This window comes from Streptomyces sp. 3211.6, assembly GCF_003634815.1.
Taxonomy (GTDB): domain Bacteria; phylum Actinomycetota; class Actinomycetes; order Streptomycetales; family Streptomycetaceae; genus Streptomyces; species Streptomyces katrae_A.
The window spans coordinates 3,320,878-3,345,224 of record NZ_RBXC01000001.1 but is presented as its reverse complement, the minus strand read 5'-3'; the positions used below and the strand labels follow the sequence as shown (position 1 = coordinate 3,345,224).

Annotated in this window: 19 protein-coding genes; 10 read left to right on the top strand and 9 right to left on the bottom strand. The window is 71.7% G+C overall.

The features are described from left to right. Window positions 1–3 precede the first annotated feature (3 nt). A complete protein-coding gene (locus tag BX286_RS15265) occupies window positions 4–540 on the bottom strand; it encodes a GtrA family protein (protein ID WP_079427546.1) in 537 nt (178 codons plus the stop codon). Window positions 541–795: 255 nt separating this feature from the next. Between BX286_RS15265 and BX286_RS15260 the strand changes: the two genes are divergently transcribed. The 4 genes from BX286_RS15260 (at window position 796) to BX286_RS15245 (ending at window position 4,912) form a co-directional block, all read left to right on the top strand. Beyond that, a complete protein-coding gene (locus BX286_RS15260) occupies window positions 796–1,935 on the top strand; it encodes a 5-(carboxyamino)imidazole ribonucleotide synthase (protein WP_079427544.1) in 1,140 nt (379 codons plus the stop codon). Beyond that, entirely contained in the window at window positions 1,932–2,459 is a 528-nt protein-coding gene (purE, locus tag BX286_RS15255; RefSeq protein WP_079427542.1) for a 5-(carboxyamino)imidazole ribonucleotide mutase, read from the top strand. The genes BX286_RS15260 and purE overlap by 4 nt, the downstream gene beginning before the upstream one ends. Further along, on the top strand, window positions 2,456–3,634 hold the full coding sequence (locus BX286_RS15250; RefSeq protein WP_079427540.1) for a dipeptidase: 1,179 nt from the start codon (window positions 2,456–2,458) through the stop codon (window positions 3,632–3,634). The genes purE and BX286_RS15250 overlap by 4 nt, the downstream gene beginning before the upstream one ends. 204 nt (window positions 3,635–3,838) lie before the next feature. After that, on the top strand, window positions 3,839–4,912 hold the full coding sequence (locus BX286_RS15245) for a membrane dipeptidase (RefSeq protein WP_100863537.1): 1,074 nt from the start codon (window positions 3,839–3,841) through the stop codon (window positions 4,910–4,912). Here the strand turns inward: BX286_RS15245 and BX286_RS15240 are convergent. Both BX286_RS15240 and BX286_RS15235 read right to left on the bottom strand, forming a co-directional pair. Continuing rightward, window positions 4,909–6,195 carry a glycosyltransferase family 87 protein gene (locus BX286_RS15240; protein WP_079427536.1) on the bottom strand — a complete coding sequence of 429 codons (1,287 nt, stop codon included), beginning with the start codon at window positions 6,193–6,195 and terminating at the stop codon, window positions 4,909–4,911. The two genes, BX286_RS15245 and BX286_RS15240, sit on opposite strands and share 4 nt — an antisense overlap. A 106-nt stretch (window positions 6,196–6,301) precedes the next feature. Beyond that, window positions 6,302–7,645 (bottom strand): UDP-glucose/GDP-mannose dehydrogenase family protein, encoded by a 1,344-nt coding sequence (locus BX286_RS15235; protein WP_079427534.1) that lies wholly within the window; start codon window positions 7,643–7,645, stop codon window positions 6,302–6,304. Between the two features lie 240 nt (window positions 7,646–7,885). On the opposite strand from BX286_RS15235, the gene BX286_RS15230 reads away from it, so the two are divergent. From BX286_RS15230 to BX286_RS15220, 3 genes are all read left to right on the top strand, one after another. Beyond that, entirely contained in the window at window positions 7,886–9,043 is a 1,158-nt protein-coding gene (locus tag BX286_RS15230; RefSeq protein WP_042812866.1) for an acyl-CoA dehydrogenase family protein, read from the top strand. Window positions 9,044–9,514: 471 nt separating this feature from the next. Further along, a complete protein-coding gene (locus tag BX286_RS15225) occupies window positions 9,515–10,597 on the top strand; it encodes an NDP-sugar synthase (RefSeq protein ID WP_079427532.1) in 1,083 nt (360 codons plus the stop codon). Between the two features lie 23 nt (window positions 10,598–10,620). Further along, on the top strand, window positions 10,621–11,427 hold the full coding sequence (locus tag BX286_RS15220) for a polyprenol monophosphomannose synthase (RefSeq protein ID WP_079427530.1): 807 nt from the start codon (window positions 10,621–10,623) through the stop codon (window positions 11,425–11,427). A gap of 66 nt (window positions 11,428–11,493) precedes the next feature. Here BX286_RS15220 and BX286_RS15215 read toward each other — a convergent pair whose 3' ends face one another. Then, window positions 11,494–12,639, bottom strand: coding sequence for an acyltransferase (locus BX286_RS15215; RefSeq protein ID WP_121015185.1), 1,146 nt, complete (start codon window positions 12,637–12,639; stop codon window positions 11,494–11,496). Window positions 12,640–12,752: 113 nt separating this feature from the next. Then, a complete protein-coding gene (locus BX286_RS15210) occupies window positions 12,753–14,150 on the bottom strand; it encodes an LCP family protein (protein ID WP_079427526.1) in 1,398 nt (465 codons plus the stop codon). A gap of 106 nt (window positions 14,151–14,256) precedes the next feature. Here BX286_RS15210 and BX286_RS15205 point away from each other — a divergent pair, with 106 nt between their 5' ends. Together BX286_RS15205 and BX286_RS15200 are read left to right on the top strand one after the other, a co-directional pair. Next, window positions 14,257–14,796, top strand: coding sequence for an acyl-CoA thioesterase (locus BX286_RS15205; RefSeq protein ID WP_079427524.1), 540 nt, complete (start codon window positions 14,257–14,259; stop codon window positions 14,794–14,796). A 123-nt stretch (window positions 14,797–14,919) separates the two neighbouring features. Next, window positions 14,920–16,419, top strand: coding sequence for a glycosyltransferase family 39 protein (locus tag BX286_RS15200; RefSeq protein ID WP_079427522.1), 1,500 nt, complete (start codon window positions 14,920–14,922; stop codon window positions 16,417–16,419). Window positions 16,420–16,437: 18 nt separating this feature from the next. Here BX286_RS15200 and BX286_RS15195 read toward each other — a convergent pair whose 3' ends face one another. Then, window positions 16,438–17,952 (bottom strand): LCP family protein, encoded by a 1,515-nt coding sequence (locus BX286_RS15195; protein WP_079427520.1) that lies wholly within the window; start codon window positions 17,950–17,952, stop codon window positions 16,438–16,440. Window positions 17,953–18,096: 144 nt separating this feature from the next. Here BX286_RS15195 and BX286_RS15190 point away from each other — a divergent pair, with 144 nt between their 5' ends. Continuing rightward, a complete protein-coding gene (locus BX286_RS15190; protein ID WP_079427518.1) occupies window positions 18,097–19,122 on the top strand; it encodes a glycosyltransferase family 2 protein in 1,026 nt (341 codons plus the stop codon). 85 nt (window positions 19,123–19,207) lie between these two features. Here BX286_RS15190 and BX286_RS15185 read toward each other — a convergent pair whose 3' ends face one another. The 3 genes from BX286_RS15185 to BX286_RS15175 form a co-directional block, all read right to left on the bottom strand. Continuing rightward, the gene (locus tag BX286_RS15185) at window positions 19,208–20,926 is read right to left on the bottom strand and encodes an LCP family protein (protein ID WP_121017652.1); all 1,719 of its coding nucleotides are present in this window, start codon (window positions 20,924–20,926) and stop codon (window positions 19,208–19,210) included. Window positions 20,927–21,082: 156 nt separating this feature from the next. Further along, window positions 21,083–22,825 carry an LCP family protein gene (locus tag BX286_RS15180; protein ID WP_079427514.1) on the bottom strand — a complete coding sequence of 581 codons (1,743 nt, stop codon included), beginning with the start codon at window positions 22,823–22,825 and terminating at the stop codon, window positions 21,083–21,085. Between the two features lie 222 nt (window positions 22,826–23,047). Further along, the gene (locus BX286_RS15175; RefSeq protein ID WP_121015183.1) at window positions 23,048–24,310 is read right to left on the bottom strand and encodes an LCP family protein; all 1,263 of its coding nucleotides are present in this window, start codon (window positions 24,308–24,310) and stop codon (window positions 23,048–23,050) included. Between the last annotated feature and the right edge of the window lie 37 nt (window positions 24,311–24,347).

Genomic DNA, 24,347 nt, shown 5'->3' with positions numbered 1-24,347 from the left:
GCCTCAGCCCTGGTTGCCCGCCGGCTCCGGGGTGCGGGGGGCCACGGGCGCCGGCTCCTGCCCGTCACGCTGCTCGACGACCAGCGAGGGCGCAGCGTCCGTCGGCAGGGCCTTGAAGACCCACGTCCGGTACGACCAGAACCGGAAGACCGTCGCCACCGCCATGCCGAAGAACTTGGAGACGTTGTTCTGCAGCGAGCTGTCCAGCCCGAAGCCGTACGTGGCGACGTAGAGCACGCCGCTCTCGATGACCATGCCGATCACGCTGAACAGCACGAAGAGGATCATCTCGCGGCGCCGGCTGCCCAGGTCGCGGTCACGGTAGGTGAAGTAGCGGAACCCCACGTAGTTCGTGATGATGGCGACCACGATGGCTATCACGTTCGCGCGGACCGTCTGCAGGTCCGTGGTGGCGCGCAGCAGGTTGAAGACGCCGAAGTTCACCAGGACGCCCGCGCCGCCGACCGCGCCGAACTTGACGACCTCCCGGGCCAGGCCTCGGAAGCGCTCGGACAGCGGTACTGCGTTCGGGGTGCTCATGTGATGGTTCAGTCCCTGTCAGTCGTCGTGTGAGTCCCGGGTGGGCCGCGGGAGGGTCCGCGGGGTGGGCCGTCAGCGCCCGCCGGGCGTGTCACCCGATCTCGTCAACCCCACCATGTTAAGTGTCGCCCCGGGGGGCCCGCCGCGCCTCGGCACCCCGTGCGACGCAACGCACACAAGGCCTCCGGGCCCCACCGGCGAGTCCGCGCCAGGCCTGCGTCCGTATGGCGGAATACCGGCGGATACCCTGGAGGCGTGACGTTCCCGGTAGTCGGCATGGTCGGCGGCGGTCAGCTCGCCCGCATGACCCACGAGGCGGGCATCCCCCTCGGCATCAGATTCAAGATCCTCAGTGACACCCCCCAGGACTCGGCGGCCCTGGTCGTGAACGACGTCGTCATCGGCGACTATCGCGACCTGGACACGTTGCGCGCCTTCGCGCGCGGCTGCGACGTGATCACCTTCGATCACGAGCACGTACCCACCGAGCACCTCCGGGCCCTGGAGTCGGACGGCATCCCCGTCCGGCCGGGGCCCGACGCGTTGGTGCACGCCCAGGACAAGGGGGTGATGCGCGCCAGGCTCGACGAGATCGGCGCGCCCAGCCCCCGCCACCGGATCGTGAGCGATCCGGCGGACGCGGCGGCCTTCGCGGAAGAGGTCGGCGGCTTCCCCGTCATCCTCAAGACGGTGCGCGGCGGGTACGACGGCAAGGGCGTGTGGTTCGTCCGCACGCCCGAGGACGCGGAGGCCCCGTTCAAGGCGGGCGTCCCGGTCCTCGCGGAGGAGAAGGTGGACTACGTCCGCGAACTCGCGGCCAACATCGTCCGCTCCCCGCACGGCCAGGCCGTGGCCTACCCCGTCGTCGAGTCCATCCAGGTCGACGGCGTGTGCGACACGGTGATCGCCCCCGCCCCCAACCTCTCCGAAGCCCTCGCGGGCGAGGCCCAGGCCCTGGCCCTGCGCATCGCCAAGGAACTCGACGTCACCGGCCACCTGGCCGTGGAGCTGTTCGAGACCACCGACGGCCGCATCCTCGTCAACGAACTGGCCATGCGCCCGCACAACAGCGGCCACTGGACCCAGGACGGCGCGGTCACCTCCCAGTTCGCCAACCACGTCCGCGCGGTCCTGGACCTCCCCCTGGGCGACCCGCGCCCCCGGGCCCGCTGGACCGTGATGGCGAACGTCCTCGGCGGGGACTACCCCGACATGTACGCGGCGTACCTGCACTGCATGGCCCACGACCCGCAGGTGAAGATCCACATGTACGGCAAGGACGTGAAACACGGCCGCAAGGTCGGCCACGTCAACACCTACGGCGACGACCTGGACGATGTGCTGGAACGCGCACGCCACGCAGCCGGCTACCTCAGAGGAACGATCACCGAATGAGCACTTCCCCCGTCGTGGGCATCGTCATGGGCTCGGACTCCGACTGGCCGGTCATGGAGGCCGCCGCCCAGGCGCTGGACGAGTTCGAGATCCCCTACGAGGTCGACGTCGTCTCCGCCCACCGGATGCCGCGCGAGATGGTCGCCTACGGCGAGCACGCCGCCGAGCGGGGCCTGAAGGCGATCATCGCCGGTGCGGGCGGGGCAGCCCACCTGCCCGGCATGCTCGCCTCCGTCACCCCGCTGCCCGTCATCGGCGTGCCGGTCCCGCTGAAGTACCTCGACGGCATGGACTCGCTCCTGTCGATCGTCCAGATGCCCGCCGGGGTTCCCGTCGCCACCGTCTCCGTCGCCGGCGCCCGCAACGCCGGCCTGCTCGCCGTGCGCATGCTCGCCGCGCACGACCCCGAGCTGCTCGGCCGGATGCGGGAGTTCCAGCAGGAGCTCAACGACCAGGCCACAGAGAAGGGCAAGCGGCTGCGCGCCAAGGTGGCGGGCGCGGAATCCTTCGGGTTCGGCAAGTGAGCGCGGCGGACCTGCTCGCGCGGGCCCGGGAGCTCCTCGCCGAGCACCCGGTCGTCGACGGCCACAACGACCTGCCCTGGGCCCTGCGCGAGCAGGTGCGCTACGACCTCGCCCGGCGCGACATCGCCGGCGACCAGTCGGCCCACCTGCACACCGACATCCCCCGGCTGCGCGCCGGCGGGGTCGGCGCGCAGTTCTGGTCGGTCTACGTCCGCTCCGACTTCGCGGGCGACGAGGCCGTCAGCGCCACCCTGGAGCAGATCGACGCCGTCGGGCAGCTGATCGCCCGTTACCCCGGGGACCTGGTGCGGGCCCTGACGGCGGACGACATGGAGGCGGCCCGCGCCGACGGCCGGATCGCCTCGCTGACGGGTGCCGAGGGCGGCCACTCCATCAACAACTCGCTCGCCACCCTGCGCGCCCTGCACCGGCTGGGCGTGCGGTACATGACGCTCACCCACAACGACACCATCGACTGGGCGGACTCGGCGACCGACGCACCCCGCCACGGCGGCCTCGCGGACTTCGGCCGCGAGGTGGTGCGCGAGATGAACCGCATCGGCATGCTCGTCGACCTCTCGCACGTCGCCGACACCACCATGCGCGACGCGCTCGCCGTCTCGGCCGCGCCGGTGATCTTCTCGCACTCCTCGGCCCGGGCGGTCTGCGACCACCCGCGCAACGTCCCCGACGACGTGCTGGCCCAGCTGCCCGCCAACGGCGGCGTCGCGATGGCCACCTTCGTGCCGAAGTTCATCCTCCCGGCCGCCGTCGAGTGGACCCTCGCCGCGGACGAGAACCTGCGCGCCCACGGCTTCCACCACCTCGACACCACCCCCGAGGCGATGGCCCTCCACCGGGCCTTCGAAGCCGGCCGCCCCCGCCCCGTGGCCACCGCCGCCACCGTCGCCGACCACCTCGACCACATGCGCGAGGTCGCCGGCGTCGACCACATCGGCATCGGCGGCGACTTCGACGGCACGGCCTTCACCCCGGCCGGGCTCGACGACGTCTCCGGCTACCCGAACCTGATCGCGGAGCTCCTGCACCGCGGCTGGTCCCGGGCCGACCTGGCCAAGCTGACCTGGTCCAACGCCGTACGGGCGCTGCGCGACGCCGAAGCGGTCGCCCGGGACCTCTCGGCCACCCGCGGCCCCTCCAACGCGGTGCTCTAGCCGCACCCGCAGGGGAGACCGCGCACAGGGGCGGGACCGGGAACACCCGGCCCCGCCCCTGTCCCGTACCGCCGTACACCCCGGCCCCGGCCCTGTCCCGTACCGCCGTACACCCGAACGCCGCATTCGCCGGGCGCCACCCTCACCCCGCATGTCACGGTGGCCCCATATCTCCCTGCTGCCGCCGAGACCGGAGCGAATGCCATGGCCGACCTGCAGGATGAACCCCACTCCGTGGGTGTCGGAGCCGAAGACGTCCCCGTCACCGCCCCCCTGGCGGCGGGCGGATCACTGGACCGCGCGGCCGCGCTGCTCGCCGTCCATCCCGTGGCCGACGGCTGCAACACCCTCGTCTGGACCCTGCGCCAGAGCCCGTACCACGACATCGACACCCCGGACACCGAGGTCGACACCGACATCCCCCGGCTGCGCGCCGGGGGCGTGGGCGCCCAGTTCTGGACCCTCCTCGTACCCCCCGGCCCGCCCCGCGCGGACTCCTGCGCCCAGGCCGTGTGCGAGACCCTCGAACAGATCGACGCCGCACGCGCCCTGATGCGCCGCTACGCCGACACCCTGTACCTCGCCCTGACCGCCGACGACATGGCCGACGCCCGCAACCGCGGCCAGATCGCCTCGTTCCTCGGCCCCGTCCCCGGCAGCACCCTCACCGGCTCCCTCGGCGCCCTGCGCGCCTTCCACGCCCTCGGCGTACGCCTGCTCGCGCCCGCCGGGGCCCCCTGGGCCGACGAGGGCCTGACGGCCTTCGGCCACGAGGTGGTCAAGGAGGCGAACCGGCTCGCGATGCTGATCGACCTGACGGGCTGCCCGCCCGCCGCCGCCTGCCAGCTCGCGGCCGCCTCCAAGGCACCCGCGATCATCTCGAACACCGGCGCCGCCTCCCTCAACCCGCACCCGGACAACGCCACCGACGAGGTCCTCCTCGCCCTGCGCGCGGCCGGCGGCCTGGCCATGGTCACCTTCGACTCCGAACGCACCGGCGACTCCCTGCACGCCGTGGCCGACCACGTCGAACACGTACGCGCCCTCGCGGGCCCCGACGGCGTCGGCCTCGGCGCCGCCTTCGGCTCCGAACAGGGAAGCCCGAGGCCGGCCGGACTCACCGACCCCTCGGGCTACCCGCGGCTGATCGCGGAACTACTGGAACGCGGCTGGTCGGAAGCCGACCTCGCCCTGCTCACCTGGGGCAACGCCCAGCGGGTGCTGCGCGAGGCGGAGTTCACCGCCCGCGCCGCCCAGCACAAGGGCACCCCCGGCTAGAGCTCCGCCTTCGGCAGGACGGTCGCCTTCCACAGCCGGACGCCGGACCACACCGTCGCGAACAGCAGCAGGGCATTGCGGGAGCAGAGCAGGACCGTGCCCAGCGTGCTGGTGGTCAGGACCTCCGCGTCGTAGAAGACGGGGAAGACCAGGGTGGTCAGCGCGGTGGTGGCGACCAGCAGCCAGGCGACCGGCCGCTGGGTGCTGTGCTTCGAGGTCAGGCAGACCGCCCCGAGACCCAGCAGCCAGATCATGTACTGCGGGCTGATCACGCGGCTGGTGACCGTGAAGACCAGGATCGCGCAGAGCGCGGCGTCGAAGGGCGTCGCGCTCGACCAGCGGTTGGCCTTCACCCGCCACAGCAGGAGCAGCAGGAATCCGATCACCGTCAGGCCCACCGAGGCCCGCGCGACGCTCGACACGTACGGGCCGACGTACTCGAACGCCCCGAACTGGAAGTTGGTCTTGCCGGGCCACAGGTGCACCAGCTTCGCCGCCATCAGCGCCGAACCGCCCAGCGACTCGACCTGCACACCGCGGTTGCCCTGGTTGCCCAGGAACCCGAGCGTGTCCTTGAACAGCAGCGCGAACACGCCCAGCAGCGCCGCGCAGGACAGCGCCGCCGCGACGATCGCGTCACGCGTGGACTTGCCGCGGGGGACGCCGAGCAGCGTCAGCAGCGGCCACACCTTGACCATCGCCCCGATACCGGCGACGACCCCGCCGAGCCGCGGCCGGTTGCGCATGCAGAGCAGCGCGAAGACCGCGAACAGGGTGACGTGGATGTCGTAACGGGCGAACGGGGTCGCCATCATCAGCGGCAGCGCCACCAGCCACATCACCGCACCGGCCATGCTGCCGTCGTCGCGCCGCGCCGCCCTCAGGAGGCCGAGCAGGATGACGGCGTCGCAGAGCACCGTCAGGGCGACGAAGGCCTGGAAGTAGGTGAGGAACGGCAGCAGGTCCGGGGAGAGGAAGACCGCCGCGGCCGCCGGCGGGTACTGCCACATGACGTCGTTGTGCGGCATCGTCCAGTGGACCAGGACGTTGTACCAGTTGTGGTAGGTCACGGAGACCTCCACCCGGGTGTTGGTGGAGTGCCCGACGTCGTGGACGAGCGTCCAGAGCATCGCCGCCCTGGTGGCCAGCCAGAAGACCGCGATGCCCAGCAGGGCGCCGCGTCCTCGCATGGCCGCTTCGAAGGATCCCCGCCGGTCACGCGTGGCGGGCGCCGTCTTCGAGGGCGCCGTGGGCTGGACTGCGGGGCTGCTGGTCGTGGTCATCGGCCCCGAGTCTACCCAGTCGTTCATTCCGCTTCTTTGACTGAGAACCTTCAAAAGTGGGTACCGAAGTACGCCCCGGCCGGCCCGCGGGGGGCCCGGAAGCCCCTTATGCCTGCGGGCGTCCCATGGCCCGGTAGGTCCACCCGGCGCCCCGCCAGCGCAGCGGGTCGAGGGCGTTGCGCCCGTCGAGGATCAGCCGGTCCGTGACGACGGACCCCAGCTCGGCGGGGTCGAGCTCGCGGAACTCGCGCCACTCGGTCAGGTGCAGCACGACCTCCGCGCCGCGGGCGGCGGCCAGCGCCGAGTCCGCGTAGCCGAGGGTGGGGAAGACCCGGCGGGCGTTGTCCATGCCCTTGGGGTCGTAGACCGTGACCTGGCCGCCCTGGAGGTGGATCTGCCCGGCGACGTTCAGCGCGGGGGAGTCGCGCACGTCGTCCGAGTCCGGCTTGAACGTGGCGCCGAGCACCGCCACCCGCTTGCCCAGGAAGGACCCGCCCACCGCCTCGCGCGCCAGCTCGACCATGTGGCCGCGGCGTCGCATGTTGATGGAGTCGACCTCCCTGAGGAAGGTCAGCGCCTGGTCGGCGCCGAGCTCGCCGGCCCGGGCCATGAAGGCGCGGATGTCCTTGGGCAGACAGCCGCCGCCGAAGCCGATGCCGGCGCGCAGGAACTTGGCGCCGATCCGCTCGTCGTAACCGATGGCCTCGGCGAGCTTGACGACGTCACCGCCGGCGGCCTCGCAGACCTCGGCCATGGCGTTGATGAAGGAGATCTTCGTGGCGAGGAAGGAGTTGGCGGCGGTCTTGACCAGCTCGGCCGTCGGGAAGTCGGTCACCACCAGCGGGGTGCCCTCCGCCATGGGCGTCGCGTACACCTCCCGCAGCAGCTTCTCCCCGCGCTCCCCCCGCACGCCGATCACGATCCGGTCGGGGTGCAGGGTGTCCTGCACGGCGAAGCCCTCGCGCAGGAACTCCGGGTTCCACGCCAGCTCCACGTCCGCGCCCGCCGGGGCCAGCGCGGCGAGCTTCGCGGCGAGCCGCTCGGCCGACCCCACGGGCACGGTGGACTTCCCCACCACCAGCGCGGACCGCGTCAGGTGCGGGGCCAGCGACTCCACGGCCGAGTCCACGTACGACATGTCGCACGCGTACTCGCCGTGCTTCTGCGGGGTGTTCACGCACACGAAGTGCACGTCGCCGAACTCCCCGACCTCCTCCCACGACTGCGTGAAGCGCAGCCGCCCGGTGGCCCCCGGCAGCCCGGCCACGTGCCGGGCCAGCAGCTCCTCCAGCCCGGGCTCGTACATGGGGACCCGGCCCGAGGCCAGCATCTCGATCTTCTCCGGCACCACGTCCAGCCCCAGCACCTCGAAGCCGAGCTCCGCCATGGCCGCGGCGTGCGTGGCGCCCAAGTAGCCGGTGCCGATCACGGTGATCTTGAGGGGGGCCATGGATGCTCCAGAGGTGCGGGGCCGTTTGCGGCCCCCGAGCATAGTCGGGCCGGTCCCGGGGGACGTTCCCAGGAGTACCCGGCTGTCACGCAGCTCACGTACGCGCTGCATATCGCTGCACGGGCGCCGGGAACTAGAATTTGGGTTACTTAACGGTAGTTAGCATCCCGCGCCGCGCGCCTGCCAGCGACACACGGCTGTCAGCGCCCTACGGCGCGTCATCCTGGGGAGTGACTGATCTTGGCGGGTTCTGCCGACTTCGACCTGTACCGCCCGGCCGAGGAGCACGACATGCTCCGCGAGTCCGTCCGCGCGCTCTGCGAGGCGAAGATCCTCCCGTTCGCGGCCGCGGTCGACGAGGAGGCCCGCTTCCCGCAGGAGGCCCTCGACGCCCTCGTCGCCAACGACCTGCACGCCGTCCACGTGCCCGAGACCTACGGCGGCGCCGGCGCCGACGCCCTCGCCACGGTCATCGTGATCGAGGAGGTGGCCCGCGTCTGCGCCTCCTCCTCCCTGATCCCGGCCGTGAACAAGCTCGGCTCCCTCCCGGTGATCCTCTCCGGCTCCGAGGAGCTCAAGGCCAAGTACCTCGGCCCGCTGGCCAAGGGCGACGCGATGTTCTCCTACTGCCTCTCCGAGCCCGACGCGGGCTCCGACGCGGCCGGCATGAAGACCCGCGCGGTCCGCGACGGCGACTTCTGGGTGCTCAACGGCGTCAAGCGCTGGATCACCAACGCGGGCGTCTCCGACTACTACACGGTCATGGCCGTCACCGACCCCGAGAAGCGCTCCAAGGGCATCTCGGCCTTCGTCGTCGAGAAGTCGGACGAGGGCGTCTCCTTCGGCGCCCCGGAGAAGAAGCTCGGCATCAAGGGCTCCCCGACGCGCGAGGTCTACCTCGACAACGTGCGCATCCCCGCCGACCGCATGATCGGCGCCGAGGGCACCGGCTTCGCCACGGCGATGAAGACCCTCGACCACACCCGCATCACCATCGCCGCCCAGGCCCTCGGCATCGCCCAGGGCGCCCTGGACTACGCGAAGGGCTACGTCCAGGAGCGCAAGCAGTTCGGCAAGCCGATCGGCGACTTCCAGGGCGTCCAGTTCATGCTCGCGGACATGGCCATGAAGATCGAGGCCGCCCGCCAGCTGACCTACGCCGCGGCGGCCAAGTCCGAACGCGTCGACAGCGACCTGACGTTCTTCGGCGCCGCGGCCAAGTGCTTCGCCTCGGACGTCGCGATGGAGGTCACCACCGACGCCGTCCAGCTCCTCGGCGGCTACGGCTACACCCGCGACTACCCGGTCGAGCGCATGATGCGCGACGCGAAGATCACGCAGATCTACGAGGGCACGAACCAGGTCCAGCGCATCGTCATGGCGCGCAACCTGCCGTAAGGCGTCGCGCGGACCGACCCGCTCCCGCACACGACAAGGCCCCGGCACCCAGCCGAGGGCCTTGTCGCGCTTGCGCCGTCCGCGGGCCCGACGGCGTCGGGGCGGTGGATGCGAAGGGTTCCTTTGTAACGATTCCGATCCAGCGGGCCGGTCCGGCCGAGGTGTCCGTGCTGGTGGGCGGTGCGGTGCCGGTGCTGGGGGCCACGGGCCGGCGGGTGCCGGGGTTGCGGGGTGCGGACGGATGTGGTGGGCGGGGTTCCGGGGCTGAGCAGGGGGTCTCCCCCCGGGGGTGGCGCGGGCCGCCCCTATAGAGGGGACAGGCCGGGGCGCCGGCGGCCGCAGCGTGCGGAACCGGCCGTAACCGGAACGTTGCCGGAGGCGGCCCGGGCGGGCCTCCGCCGGGCGTCGCACTGTGCCGGATGGGCTAACTTTGAAGCTTCGTACGCCTGAACCGGTTGGGGAGAGAACAAAATGACGGAAGCGATCCTGCTGGTCGGCGGGCAGGGGACGCGTCTGCGCCCCGTGACGGTGAACACCCCCAAGCCGATGGTTCCGGCAGCGGGCGTCCCGTTCCTCGCCCACCAGATCGCCAGGGCCGCTGCCGCCGGTGTCACGCACATCGTGATGGCCACCTGCTACCTCGCCGAGGTCTTCGAGCCCTACTTCGGCGACGGATCCGACTTCGGCATCAGCCTCGAGTACGTCGTCGAGGACGAGCCCCTCGGCACCGGCGGTGCCATCCGCAACGCCGCCCAGCGCCTGACCGGTGGCCCGGACTCGCCCGTGCTCGTCTTCAACGGCGACATCCTGACCGGCCTCGACATCGCCGGCCTGGTCGAGTCCCACCGGGCGGCCGACGCCGACGTCTCCCTCCACCTCGTGCGCGTCGAGGACCCCCGCGCCTTCGGCCTGGTCCCGACCGACCCCGACGGCCGGGTGCTGGCCTTCACCGAGAAGCCCGAGACCCCCGAAGAGATCATCACGGACCAGATCAACGCCGGCTGCTACGTCTTCCGCCGCAGCGTGATCGACTCCATTCCGGCCGGCCGGCCGGTATCCGTCGAGCGCGAGACCTTCCCCGGCCTCCTCGCCTCCGGTGCCAAGCTGCACGGCGTGACCGAGGACACCTACTGGCTGGACCTCGGCAAGCCGGAGTCCTTCGTCCAGGCTTCCGCCGACCTCGTGCGCGGGGTCGTCTCCTCCCCGGCCGTCCCCGGCCCCCGCGGCGAGGCCCTCGTCCTGCCCGGTGCCCAGGTGTCGGAAGGCGCGAAGCTGACGGGCGGTACCGTGGTGGGTGCCGGCGCCCGGATCGAATCGGGCGCTGTCGTCCAGGGTTCCATCGTGCTGGACGGCGCGGTCCTCGGCGCGGACACGGTGGTGAACGCCAGCCTCATCGGCGCCGGCGCCTCGGTGGGTTCGCGCACGGTCGTGACCGGTGCCGTCATCGGTGACGGTGCCGTCGTGGGGGCCGACAACGAACTTCGCGCAGGGGTGCGGGTGTGGTGCGAGGCGGAACTGCCCGACGCAGCCGTCCGTTTCTCCTCCGACCGGTGACCAACTCAGTGAGGCATAACCCTGTGATAGGCGAGCAGCAGACTCCCCGCAAGACCGACGTTGCCACCACCAAGCTCCCCGACACCTGGGCGCACACCCCCCTCACCGTGGTCATGCCGACCTACAACGAGGCGGGCAACCTCCCGGGCATGGTGGAACTGCTGATGGGTCTCGACCAGCCGGGCCTGCGCCTGCTGATCGTCGACGACTCCTCGCCCGACGGCACCGGCAAGATCGCCGACGAGCTCGCGGAGGGCTACCTCACCGAGGAGGGCAAGCCGCGCATGTCGGTCCTGCACCGCACCGCGAAGGACGGCCTCGGCCGCGCCTACGCGGCCGGCATGGCCAAGGCCGTCGAGGAGGGCGCCGAGTACGTGCTCCAGATGGACGCGGACGGCTCCCACCCGGCCGGCAAGATCGCCGAGATGCTGGGCGTGGCCCGCTCCACCGGCGCCGGCCTGGTCGTGGGCTCCCGCTACGTGCCGGGCGGCACCCTGTCCGACGCCTGGGGCGCGCACCGCAAGCTGCTCTCCCGCTGGGCCAACGCGTACGCGAGCACCATCCTGGGCACCCGTGTCCGTGACATCACGGGCGGGTTCAACCTGTGGAGCGCGGGCGCGCTGAAGGCCATCGACCTCGCGTCGATCGGCAGCGCCGGCTACAGCTTCCAGGTGGAGATGAAGTACAAGGCGCTGCGCCGCGGTTTCCAGGTGATGGAGGTCCCGATCCACTTCGAGGACCGTACCGTCGGCGAGTCGAAGATGAACCTGGCCGTGCAGCTGGAGTCCATCGCGATGCCGTGGAAGCTCCGCGCCCGCGCCGGGCGCTGATCCGCCACGAGGACATGCAGAAGGGGCACCCCCTCGGGGGTGCCCCTTCCGCGTGCCCGGCGGCCCTCAGGCCCTGGCGGGGCGCCGTTCCAGCATGCGCTTGAGCGCCGCCGAGCCGGGCCGTTCCACGAACCGCACGACCAGCCAGGACGCCAGCAGCATCGAGCCGGTCATCGACAGGATGAGCACGTAGGGGTGGACGTCGCCCGCCCAGTGCTCCATCAGCGTCACACCCACCTGCTGGTGCAGCAGGTACAGGGGGTAGGACATCGCGCCCGCCACCGACAGCCAGCGCCAGTTGATCCGGTCCAGCAGGCCCAGCGCGACCGCGGCCATCACGAGGTAGAAGAAGGTGACCACGGCGACGCACACGGCCCAGGACAGCTTGTCGCCGGCGCGGGTGTTCCAGCCGTGGATGTCGGTCATGTAGCGCTGCATCAGCAGCCAGGACAGGGCCAGCAGGATCCAGGGCTCGCCGACGCGGGCGCCCTCGCGGCGGATCAGGTAGAAGCAGATGCCGGAGATGAACAGCGGCGAGTAGGTCTGGTTCGCCACCGCCTCCAGCACCGGCAGGCCGGAGGTCGGCGCGAGGATCGAGACGACGGTCCAGATCCAGCAGAAGTTCATGACCCGGCGGTACGTCAGGCCCTTCCAGGCGACGATCGCGAAGATCAGGTAGAACCGGGCCTCCGACCACAACGTCCAGTAGGAGGGGTCGAGCGAGGGGTTGTTCAGCGGCATCTGCACCATCGTCAGATTGGTCAGGATCTGACTGGGCGTGGGATGGCTGCCACCGTAGGCCTGCGCGTAGAGCACCATGACGGTGCCGGTCACCAGGGCGCAGAACCAGTACGCCGGACCGAGCCGTACGACACGGCTGCGCAGGTAGCTGCCCAGCGGCCGGCCCCAGGCGGACATGCAGATGACGAAGCCGCTGATCATGAAGAACAGCTCGACGCCGAGCCAGCCGTAGCGCGAGACCGTGGCCAGCGGGCCGAACAGCTCCTTGTTCTCGCGGCTGCCCCAGATCACGGGGTGCACGTAGTGGGCGCTGAGCACCACCACGGCCGCCACGATCCGCAGGCCGTCCAGGACCCGCAGCCGGGGCTTGGGGGCGGAGGCCGGGTTGCGCCGCTGCTCCACGAGGGCTGTCGCTTGGGCTCCGTCCCGCCTCAGGTCGCCGAGTTCGGGCGGGGCCGCTGGCAAAGACATCTACGCTCCAGAGCAGGCGTGCAAAAGGCGGCCCAGTCTTACGAAGAACTCACCGGACTGTCCAGCGCTCCGCGGAACGAGTGCTTCATTTCACTGCCGGCCTCGCTTCCGGCTCACTGCCCCCTGACGGTGACCTTCTGATCGTTCTGGATCTCCTTGACCAGCTGCTGGACCTTCGGCTTGTCCCACAGGAGGTTGCCGCCCCGCTGCCCGGAGATCGGCATGTTCATCGACACGCCCTCACCGCTGTTGATGCCCTTCATGGCGAAGAACATCTGGCCCATGTCCCACAGGGACATGTCCTTGTCGACGATGAGGGTGTCCAGGCCGGCGCCCAGCACCGGGTAGAGGGAGAAGGGGTTGAGGACGGTGCCCGGGGTGGCGGCCTGGGAGGCGAGCGCGGCCAGGAACTTCTGCTGGTTCTTCGTCCGTTGCAGGTCCGACTCGGCGAAGGCGTAGCGGGTGCGGACGAAGGCCAGGGACTGCTCGCCGTTGAGGGTCTGCTTGCCCGCCTTGAAGTCGGCGCCGGACTTCTCGTCCTTGAAGCCCTGTTCGATGTTCAGCTCCACGCCGCCGAGCGCGTCGACGATGTTCGCGAAGCCGGCGAAGCCGATCTCGGCGTAGTGGTCGATGCGCAGGCCGGTGTTGAACTCGATCGTCCGGACCAGCAGCTCCGGGCCGTCGTCGGCGTACGCGGCGTTGAGCTTGGTCCGCTTGCCGGTGCCGGCGTACTTCTTGCCCGACTGCGAGCCGACGAACGAGGGGATCTCCACGTCGGAGTCGCGCGGCAGCGAGACCATGGTGTTCCCGCTGGAGCACTTGGCCAGGATCATCATCGAGTCGGTGCGCTTGCCCTCGGCGGAGCCCGTGTGGAGCTTCTTCTTCTCCTCGTCGGACATGCCCTCGCGGCTGTCGGAGCCCACGATGAGGTAGGTCGTGCAGTCGCCTTCCTTCGGCCGCTCGATGACCTTGGACAGGTCGACCTCGCGGCGGACCTTGGAGTCGGCCCAGAAGTAGGTGCCGATCGTGGTCACCAGGAGTACGGAGACGATCGCGATCGAACCGATCTTGATCCGCTTGCGCCAGTCCGGCGCGGGACCGGCCGGCCGCACCGGACCGCCGGGGCCGCCCGGTCCGCCGGGTCCGCCGGGACGCCCGGGACCGGAGGGACCGGAGGGACGTCCGGGGCCCGAAGGGCGGCCGTAGACCTGGCCGGTGTTGTAGCCGCTGTCGTACGCCGCGTCGGGACCCTGCGTCTGCTGCGGCGGCACCCCGTAGCCGGGGCCGGGCCGCGCGCCGGGCGGCGGGGCCTGCGGCGGAACGGAGGGCCGGGCGGGGCCCTGGGCGGGACGGGGCTGGGACCGGGGAGGCTGCGGGGCCTGCGGCTGCCGCTGCACGTGGCGCATCCGCTGCGGCCCCTGCGGCTGCGCCTGCCCGCTGCCGCGTCCGTACCCGTCATCACGTCGGCCGCGCGCGTCGCGCTCCCCGCCGAAGCCGTCCCAGTCACTCATGCGCACAAGGATGCCCGGCCGGGAGCGCCCCGGGACACCCCGGTGGGGTCTTCGTACCGGGGCTGTTGCACACCTGATGCCTCGGAGACGCACTTAAGGTGGCTGCATGACACAGATACCGGACGCACCGGAGGGGAAGCCGATCTCGGCGTCCCGGACCACCCTCAGCCACATCATGACCGCGGCCGACACCAACCTCCTCGGCACCGTGCACGGCGGTGTGATCATGAAGCTGGTGGACGACGCGGCCGGCGCCGTGGCCGGGCGTCACTCCGGCGGGGCCGCCGTCACCGCCTCCATGGACGAGATGGCCTTCCTCGCCCCGGTCCGCGTCGGCGACCTGGTGCACGTCCGGGCGCAGGTCAACTGGACCGGCCGCTCCTCGATGGAGATCGGCGTACGGGTCCTGGCGGAGCGGTGGAACGAGTCCACCCCCGCCACCCAGGTCGGCAGCGCCTACCTCGTCTTCACGGCGGTGGACTCCGACGGCAAGCCCCGCACGGTCCCGCCGGTGATCCCGGAGACGGAGCAGGACGAGCGCCGCTACCAGGAGGCCCAGATCCGCCGCACGCACCGCCTCGCCCGCCGCCAGGCGATCAAGGAGCTGCGCGAGCGCCGCATCGCGGAGGGCCTGGACGAGGACTGACCCACGGTGACCGCGCATACGGGAGCCTTATCCGAAGCCCCCGTATGCTGATACGTCGACGTCCGGCTCCCGCGCGAGGGACGGCCGTGCACCCACGACCGGCTCTGCCGCGGAGATTTCCTGATGCCGACTGCCACGCAGACCGCCCCCGCGCCCGCCGCCCCCGCCCGTGCGGGCCGGCGACGGCCGCCCGGGCCCGACTGGCTGTGGGCGGCACTGCTGACCCTGGCGGTGACCACCTTCCGGGCCGGGACCCCGCAGCTGTGGCGTGACGAGCTGGCCAGCTGGAACGCCGCCTCCCGCAGCACCGGCGAGCTGTTCGGGATGCTGGGGCACGTCGACGCCGTCTCCGGCCTCTACTACCTGATGCTGCACTACTGGGTCTCCGTCTTCGGGGACTCCGCCGCCATGCTCCGGCTGCCCTCGGCGCTGGCCATGGCCGGTTCCGCCGCCCTGGTGGTGCTGATCGCCCGGGCCCTTTTCGACCGCCGGACGGCCGTGTTCGCGGGGCTGCTGTTCGCGCTGCTGCCCGTCGTGACCCGGTACGGCACCGAAGCCCGGTCGTACGCCTTCGTGGTGCTCACCGTGACCGCCGCGACGTGGCTGCTGCTGCGGGCGCTGGAGCGGCCGTCGGCGGGGCGCTGGGCCGGGTACTCCGCGCTGGTCGCGGTGTCGGGGCTGCTGCACATGGTGTCGCTGCTGGTCCTGCTGCCGCACGCGATGATCGTGGCCCTGCGGTGGCGGGACGGCCGGCGTACCCGCAGCGCGCTGTCCTTCGTGGGGGCGGCCGGGGTGGGGCTGCTGCCGGTGGTTCCGCTGCTGCTGCTGGGGCGGCGGCAGGTCGGCCGGCAGATCAGCTGGATCGAGACCCCGCACCTTCGGGACGTCGCCGGCCTCTGGGACAACCTGTTCACCTCCCCGCTGGTGGGCCTGGCCGTCGCCGCGCTGGCACTGCTGCCGCTCGCGTGGCCGCGGGGCCGGCGTCCCGCCGTCGAGCTGATGCTGCTGGGGGCCGCGCCGATCGCCGCCTGCTTCGTGGCCTCGCAGGGCAGCTCCTCGTACTTCATCGACCGCTACGTGCTGTTCACCGTCCCCGCCTGGGCGGTCCTCGCCGCCGCCGGGCTGGCCGCGCTGCGGCCCCGGGCGGCCGGTGCGGCCGGGCTGGCGGCGCTGGTCCTGCTCGGCGCCCCCGACCAGCGCCAGCTGCGCACCGAGCAGGCGAAGGAGACCTCCGACGGCATCGCGGCGGCACGGGTGATCGCCAAGGGCTACCGGGCCGGCGACGGCCTCGTGACCCCGCGCGGCAAGGCGGAACGGGTGTTCATGATCGACTACCAGATCGGGTACTACCTGCCCGACCGGGTCCGGCCGCGCGACGTCTTCGCCGAGCGCTCGGCGGTGGCGTCCGACGACCTGTTCCCCGTGGAGTGCAGGCAGCCCGAGCGCTGCCTGGGCGACACGAAGCGGATCTGGCTGGTCACCCGGGACACCGACGACGGCCACCACGACCCGTACAACAAGCTCCCCGCGGCGCCGAAGAAGGCGCTGAAGGACCACTACCGGGTCGCTTCGACGACAGAGGTGCGCGGCCTGCACGTCTCCCTGCTGGAGCGGGTGAAGTAGCGGCCCCGGCGCGGGCGGCTACTTCCCGCAGACCACCTGGTCGCCCGTGACCACGCCGAACTCGCCCTGGTAGGGGTCCTCGGGCCGTACCGGGACGACCTTGGTGTAGTCGGAACCGGCGATGACCAGCACCGTCCGGCCCTGCCCGGCCACCGCGCGCAGCTCGCTGCCGGGCAGCGCCGCCGCCACCGTGCGGGCGGAGCGGTCCCAGCGCGGGTCGTACGAGATCACCGTGCGCCGCACGCCGCGGCCCGCGCCGCTGCCGGGGGTGCCGGTGGTGTCGAAGCCGGTGGCGCGCAGGGCGGAGTCCACCCGGCCGCCGAGCCCGTCGATGCGGGTGCCGTTCTCCACCTGGACCCGGACCTGCTGCGGGGGCACGTCCACCGGGACGGCCGCCGGCGTCGCGGCGGGCGCGGGACGGGCGGCGGGGTGCCCGGGGCGGGCCGGGGCCAGGGGGCGGTCCTCGCGCAGGGACTCGAAGAGCTGGGCGGCCTTGGACTCGTCCCACTTCACGGTCGAGCCGATGCCCTTGACCGGGTACGAGGCGTCCCCGATCGGGACGGAGGCGAACTCGGACGAGGAGGGGGTGAAACCGCGCATGGCCTGCCCCAGCGCCAGCATCTGCTCGGAGCCGAAGTCCTTGTCGGCGCGCACCGAGCCCAGCAGGGTGGAGCTGACCTCCTTGAACTTCACCGGGTTGAGCAGCACCCCGCCGCCGGTGGCCTGTTTGATCAGGGCGGCGACGAACCGCTGCTGGCGCTGCATGCGGCCCAGGTCGGCGGCCCCGTCGACATGGCGGGAGCGGACGTACTGGAGGGCCTGGCCGCCGGTGAGGCGGTGGGTGCCGGGCAGCAGGTGCAGGCCGGTGTTCTGGTCGTGGAGGGCCTTGGCGGTGCAGATCTCGACCCCGCCCATCGCGTCGACGGTCCGCATGAAGCTGGTGAAGTCGACCTCCAGGTAGTGGTCGATCTTGACCCGGGTCATGCTCTCGACGGTCCGCACGGTCAGGTTCGGCCCGCCCTCGGCGTAGGCGGCGTTGAGCTTCACCGGGTGGGGGCGGTGGGGCGCGCCGGTGTCCGGGTCCGGGTGGGCGGGGAGTTCGGCGTAGCTGTCGCGGGGGAGGCTGACCACGCTGGCCCGCTGCTGGTCGGCGGAGAGGTGCACCAGCATGATCGTGTCGGTGCAGTGGCAGGGCTCCCCGCCGAGGCGGTACTCGCGCTTCTCCTCCGGGGTGATCTTGTCGCGGCCGTCGGTGCCGACCAGCAGGAAGTTCATCCCGTGCCCGGCCTGGGGGCGGTTCTTCATGTCCTTGAAGGGGTCCACCCGTTCGATACCGGTGTCCAGGCCCGTCATCACGGCGTGCCCGACGGCCCCGGAGCCCAGGACCACCAGGGAGAACCCGGCCGCGATCCGTACGCCCCAGCGGGGCCGGTCGCGCCGGCCGCGGGCCGTCCCGCCGCGGCCGCCGCCCTTCCGTGCGCGCTGCGGCTGGGCCGGCCCGGCGGGCCGGTGGGGACGGTGCGGCTGGGGCACGGGGGACACCTCCCGGTACGTCGGGCAGATTCATCGGAACAGTAGGCCCATACGATCAGCGTCTGTCCGTACCGCTCGTCCGCCGCGCACCCGTTTCCCCCGTACGCGGTAACGTGACACCGATACCCGACCGTGAAGGACGACATGCCCGCCCAGCAGCCCGCAGTCTCGGTGATCATGCCGGTGCTCAACGAGGAGCGCCATCTGCGTGACTCCGTCCGGCACATCCTCGGACAGGAGTACGCCGGAGAGATGGAGGTGGTGATCGCGCTCGGGCCGTCCACGGACCGCACCGACGAGATCGCCGCCGAACTCGTACGCGAAGACCCCCGCGTCCACACCGTCCCCAACCCCACCGGACGGACCCCCGCCGCCCTCAACGCCGCGATCAAGGCCTCGCGCCACCCGATCGTCGTCCGCGTCGACGGCCACGGCATGCTCTCCCCGGACTACATCGCCACCGCCGTCCGCCTCCTGGAGGAGACCGGTGCGCAGAACGTCGGCGGCATCATGCACGCCGAAGGGGAGAACGCCTGGGAGGACGCCGTCGCCGCCGCGATGACCTCGAAGATCGGCGTCGGCAACGCGGCCTTCCACACCGGCGGCGAACCCGGCCCCGCCGACACCGTCTACCTCGGCGTCTTCCGCCGCGAGGCGCTCGAACAGCAGGGCGGCTACAACGAGGAGTTCATCCGCGCCCAGGACTGGGAGCTGAACTTCCGCATCCGCGAGGCCGGCGGGCTGATCTGGTTCTCGCCCGAGCTGAAGGTCCAGTACCGGCCCCGGCCCTCCGTGCGGGCCCTGGCCAAGCAGTACAAGGACTACGGCCGCTGGCGGCACGTCGTGTCCCGCTACCACGCCGGCTCCATCAACCTGCGCTACCTGGCCCCGCCGACCGCCGTCTGCGCGATCGCGGCCGGGGTGGTCGCGGGCGTCGCCGTCACCCCGTGGGCGTTCGCCGTCCCGGCCGGCTACCTCGCGGCGATCACCGCCGGGTCCGTCCCCGCGGGCAGGGGGCTGCCGCTGAAGGCCCGGGCGCAGATCCCCGTGGCCCTCGCGACGATGCACATGTCCTGGGGCTACGGCTTCCTCACCAGCCCGCGCTCGCTCGCGCGGAAGGTCATCGCCAGCCGCCGCCCGTCGGTGCGCCGCGACCCGGCCGAGGTCTGAGGGGCGCGACCCGCGGCACACGCGAAGGGGTGACCCGGTCCGTACGGGACCGGGTCACCCCTTCGCGTTCAGTGGAGCCGCCGGCTCACCAGCGGTACGGCTTGTAGACGTCCATGCAGGCTCCGGTGTCCGAGCCGTTGATCGCGTCGGCGGTGTCCGGGATCGACCCGGCCGGCGGCGGGGTCTGCGCCGGGAAGGCGTTGCCCTCGCGCCAGTCCGCGCCCACGATCAGGGTGATCTTCGAGACGTCGGCCGACTGCTGCACCGCCGTCTCCGGGATGCCCAGGGAGGCCGCCACGTTCTTCGCCTCGTCCGCCAGGTCCGGCGTCGGGTAGCGCACCACGGTGGTCTTCTCCGGGATCAGCGCGCTGTCCGCCCGGGCCCCGGTGAAGCCCTTGGAGACCAGGACGTCCGCGATCGCGTTCGCCCGGTGGGGCGCCAGCGGCTGGCCGGCGGCCGTGCCGTTGACCACGTTCACGGCGATCTTGTCCGGGGCCGTGCCCGGGAGCTTCGAGGGCACCTGGCCGGCCGGCGCCGCGGGCTGCGAGCCGGTCGGAGCGGGCTGAGGGGCACCGGGAGAGGGCTGCGCGGCCGACGGGCTCTGCGCGGCCTGCGGCGCTCCGTTCTTGTCGAACGCGATGTCCTTGCGGAGCATCGTCCACAGCTTCTCGGCGTCCGGCTGGTTCACGATGAGCCGGTCCTCGTCCCGGGGGTCCTGGAACGTCGGCATCGTCGTCATCGTGATGCGGTTGGTCGGGACGTCCTTGAGCTGCATGGCCAGGTTGTAGAGCTTCTTGACCGAGCCGATCTCCTCGGAGACCTCCAGGGCCTTGGTGCCCGCCTCCGCCAGGTCCGTGATCCGGCCGACGTCGGTGAAGGCGTTCTGGCTCTTGAGCTCGCGCATCATCGAGTTCATGTACATGTGCTGGGCCTGCGCCCGGCCCAGGTCGCTGCTGAACGCGTGCCGGGTGCGCAGCCACTGGAGCGCCTGCTCGCCCTTGACCCGGGTCGTGCCCTTCTGGAGCTTCAGGCCCGAGCCGCCGCTCGAGGTGGGCAGCGGCCGGTCCCAGACGTTGTCCTTGACGCAGACCGGGACGCCGCCGATCGCGTCGGCCATCTTCACGACACCGGAGAAGTCGATCATCATCCAGTGGTCGATGTAGACGTTGGTCAGCTTCTCCCAGGTGGCCAGGGTGCAGCCGGGGCCGCCGCGGCCGAGCGACTCGTTGATCATCGCGTTGGTCTTCTTGAACTTCTCGCCGGACTTGGGGTCCGTGCACTCGGGTATGTCGACCCGGGTGTCGCGCGGGATGCTCACGACCGAGGCGTTCTCGCGGTCGGCCGACACGTGCAGCAGCATCTGCACGTCCGCGAGCGGGGGGTTGCCCACGGTGTCGCGGCTGCCGCCGAGTTCCACGTTCTCCGGCTTGTTGCGGCTGTCGGAGCCGATCAGCAGGATGTTCAGCGGGCGCTGGCCCTTGGCGTTGGCGTGGGTCTTCTCCACGCTGCTCTCGCCGCTGAGGCGCTGTCCGCTGCGGATGTTGTTGTTGAGGTGGTTGTAGTAGAGGTACCCGGCCGCCGAGGTTCCCAGGATCAGGAACGCCAGGACGGACGCCACCCAGAACAGCACCCGCCGGCGGCGCCGGCGGGCGGGGATGCCACCGCCCGGGGGCTGGGCGCTGCCGCCCGAACCCTCCCGGGGTGGGGGCACCGCGCCGGACGCCTTCTTCTTGCCGCCTTCGGATATGCCGTCGGCGTCGGCGGCCTTGTCGGGCGCCCCCTCCCCCCGCACGCTGCTGTGCATCACGCGTACCCCCCTCAAGAATCTTTACCGGTCGGTATTGTGCCGGTCCTGCCGGCTACCGCCCCATCGGCGGTCTGTGGACTTTCGGCGGGCGGCCCGATCGCCGCCCGGTACTGCTTCGCCGCGCCGTCCCCCGGCGCCCTCCGGAGAGGCCGGTCACTTGGCGCAGACCGCCTTGTCCGCCTCGACCCGCTGGACCCCCTCCGGGGCCTGCTGCGGGGCCGCCGCGCCGAGCGGTGTGCCGGGTTCCTTGAAGTCGGAGCCCAGGGTCAGCTTCATCGGGGTCTTCGGCCCCGCGTCCACCGCACCCGGTTTCAGGGCGGAGGCGGGCAGGCCCATCATGTCCGCCAGCGCCCTGGCCTGGTCGGCCTGGTTGGGGGCGTACTCCAGCTGCGTGGCGGCCAGCCGCGCCGAGGCGTTGCCGTGGTTGCCCGCCTTGTACACGCCCTTGGTGTTCTGCAGCCAGGTCAGGGTGGTGGACGCCGCCCCCGGGGGGCCGCCGCCGTTGTACACGTCCACCCGGACGTCCCCGGCGGGGGCCCGGTTGCCCTGGAGCAGCGCGTCCTGCTTGCTCTTGGCGTCGGCGTCCGCCGCGTTCTTGGCAGCCTGCTCCTTCTTCTCCACCTCCGTGAGGGACACGTCCCCCCGGATCATCTGCAGGAGCGGGTCCGCCTGCGCGGAGTTCACGACCACGGTCGCCTTGCGGTTCGCCGGCTCGTTCGGGTTGTCGACCACCGGCAGCGTCGTGAACGTGACGTTCTTGGGGCTGATGTCCTTCAACTCGCCCGCGAGGGCGGTGAGCTTGCCGATCGAGCCCAGCCCCTGGTCCACGGTCAGCGACTTCGTCGCCGCCTCCGCCAGCGAGAAGAACTTCTTCGGACTGGTCAGCGTCTCCTTGGACTTCATCTCGCGCATCATCGAACCCAGGAACTGCTGCTGGGTCTTGATCCGGTCCAGGTCGCTCTCGTTGCCGAAGGAGTGCCGGGTCCGTACGAAAGCCAGCGCCTGCTCGCCCTCCAGCCGGTGCTCGCCCGCCTTCAGGTTCAGCTTCGAATCGCGGTCGTTGACGTCCTTCGCCACGCAGACGGGCACCCCGCCGACGGCCGTGCTCAGGCTCTTCACCGCATTGAAGTCGACCATCATGAAGTTGTCGACGTCGAGGCCGGTCAGCTGTTTGACCGTGCGCATCGTGCAGCCCGGGTCGCGGCCCTCCTGGCCCAGGCTGTTGTTGAAGCGGGTGGCCCGCGTGCCGGGGATCTCCTTGACCGCGCCGTCGATCTTCGTCGGGCAGGCCGGGATGTCGGTGATCAGGTCGCGCGGGATGGACAGCGCGGTCGCGTTGCTGCGGTCCTTGGAGACGTGGAAGAGGATCGTGGTGTCGGCGTGGCCGACGCTGTCCGCGTCCCCGTAGCCCTCGTTGCCCTTGCCGCTGCGCTTGTCGGTGCCGATGACCAGGATGTTGATCGGCTGGTCCTTCTTGAACCCGCCGCCCGCGCCGCCGGTGTCGATGACCTTCAGGTTGCCGTTCAGGTGCTCGTAGTAGAGGTAGGAGCCGACCCCGCCGCCGACCAGCAGGAACGCCAGGGTGCCGCCGGTGACCTTGAGCAGCCGCTTGCGGCGGTCGGGGGCGCCGCCCCCCTTGCGGGAGCGCCCGCCGCCGCGCCGCCCGCCGGGCGGGCCCTCGCCACGGCGGGGCCCCGGGACGGCGGGGGAGGGGGCGGCCGGTGCCGCGGGAGCCGTGGGCGCGGAGGATTTGCGGGTTCTGCGGGGGGCGGAGACCAGGCGCTGCTGCGCAGCGGAACGGCCCAGTTGCAGTTCGTAGTTGCCAGTGCGGGGATTGAGGACCCACTGGTCAGCGGGGTCGATCTCGTCCGCCCGCCCACGGCTTTGCGCATCCACGGTTGCTCGAATCCTCCGTCGGTGCTTCGCGACGCGCCTCCCCCCAGGCGCGCGGTCAACGATCCGGCTGCTGGTGCACGGCCTCTTCACAGCCGGTGCACCGGATCGCTCACCTTATCCGGCCAGGTCAGCCGCAAACCATGCCGGTGACAAAATCCACTCCCCCCATAACGGGCCAAAGCGCTCATCCGGCGCGGTTGGCCAGGCGGCTTTTGGATTGCTTTACCGGCAGTCGGCCGTGCCTGCTGTGGTTCCAGTGAAGGTAGGTGCGGGTGTGGGCGCCGAAGAGGTTCCGCTTCCGGTCGGCGAGGGCCCGCCCGAACCGTCACCGGCGGCCTCGCCGGAGCCCTCCGCGGAATCACCGCGCGCGGCCCCGGACGGCTCCGGATCCGGGCTCGGCGACGCCTCCGGCGCGGTCACCGTCACCGGCCGGTCCGCCCGCAGCTGCTCGAACAGCCGGGACGCGTCCGGCTCCACCAGCTCGTCCCGGTTCGGGTCGGCCGCATAGGGGCGACGGGGCACGGTCAGGAACTTGACCTGGTCGGCCGGTATGCCCCGTACGCCCCGTACGAGTTCATACAGCCCCCGCAGCGAGGCCAGCCCCGGGTCCGTGGTCACCGAGGAGGTCGCCGCGTCCAGCACCGGGTACAGCCTGGCCGGGTTCAGCAGCACCCCGTTGCTGCTCACCTTCTCCCACAGCGAGCCGAGGAACTGCTGCTGGCGCTCCATCCGTTCGGTGTCACTGCCGTTGCCCAGGCTGTAGCGGGCCCGGACGAACCCCAGCGCCTGCTCCCCGCCCAGCACCTGCCGGCCCGCCGGCAGCCGCAGGTGCGCCTCGGTGTCGTCCACCGGCCGCTTCAGGCAGACCTCCACACCGCCGACCGCGTCGACCATCTTCTTGAACCCGCCGAAGTCCACCACCATGTGGTGGTCGATCCGGATCCCGGTCAGCTTCTCGACCGTACGGATCGTGCAGGCGGCCCCGCCCCACTGGAAGGCCCAGTTGAACTGCGCGAACCGGTCCCCGGTGCGCGAGCCGTCCGTCCCCAGGCACTCCGGCACCTCCGTCATCAGGTCCCGCGGGATCGACACCGCCGTCGCACTGCGCCGGTCGGCCGGCAGGTGCAGCAGGATCGTGGTGTCCGAACGCTGCGTGCCCCCGTCCTGCCCGTAGCCCGCGTTCTCCGACCCGGAGCGCGAGTCCGAACCGATCAGCAGGATGTTCTGGGCCCCCGACGCGAAGTGCGCCGGCCGCTCGCGCTCGTAGCGGCGCAGCTCGGCCGTGGCGGAGGTGTCCTCCGTGATGTTCCCGTCGAGCTTCGCGTACAGCCACCAGCCCGTCGCCGCCCCCGCGAGGACCAGCAGGACGGCGCCGAGCCCGATCCAGCGCAGCAGCCGGCGCCGCCGGCGGCCGCGCGGGGGCGTTCCCGCGCCCGCGCCCGCGGCCGTTCCAGCGTCGTCCGGTATGCCCGCGCCGTCCCTCACTCGCGCACCGTCCCCTCGCCGCGCCGGCCACGGCTCC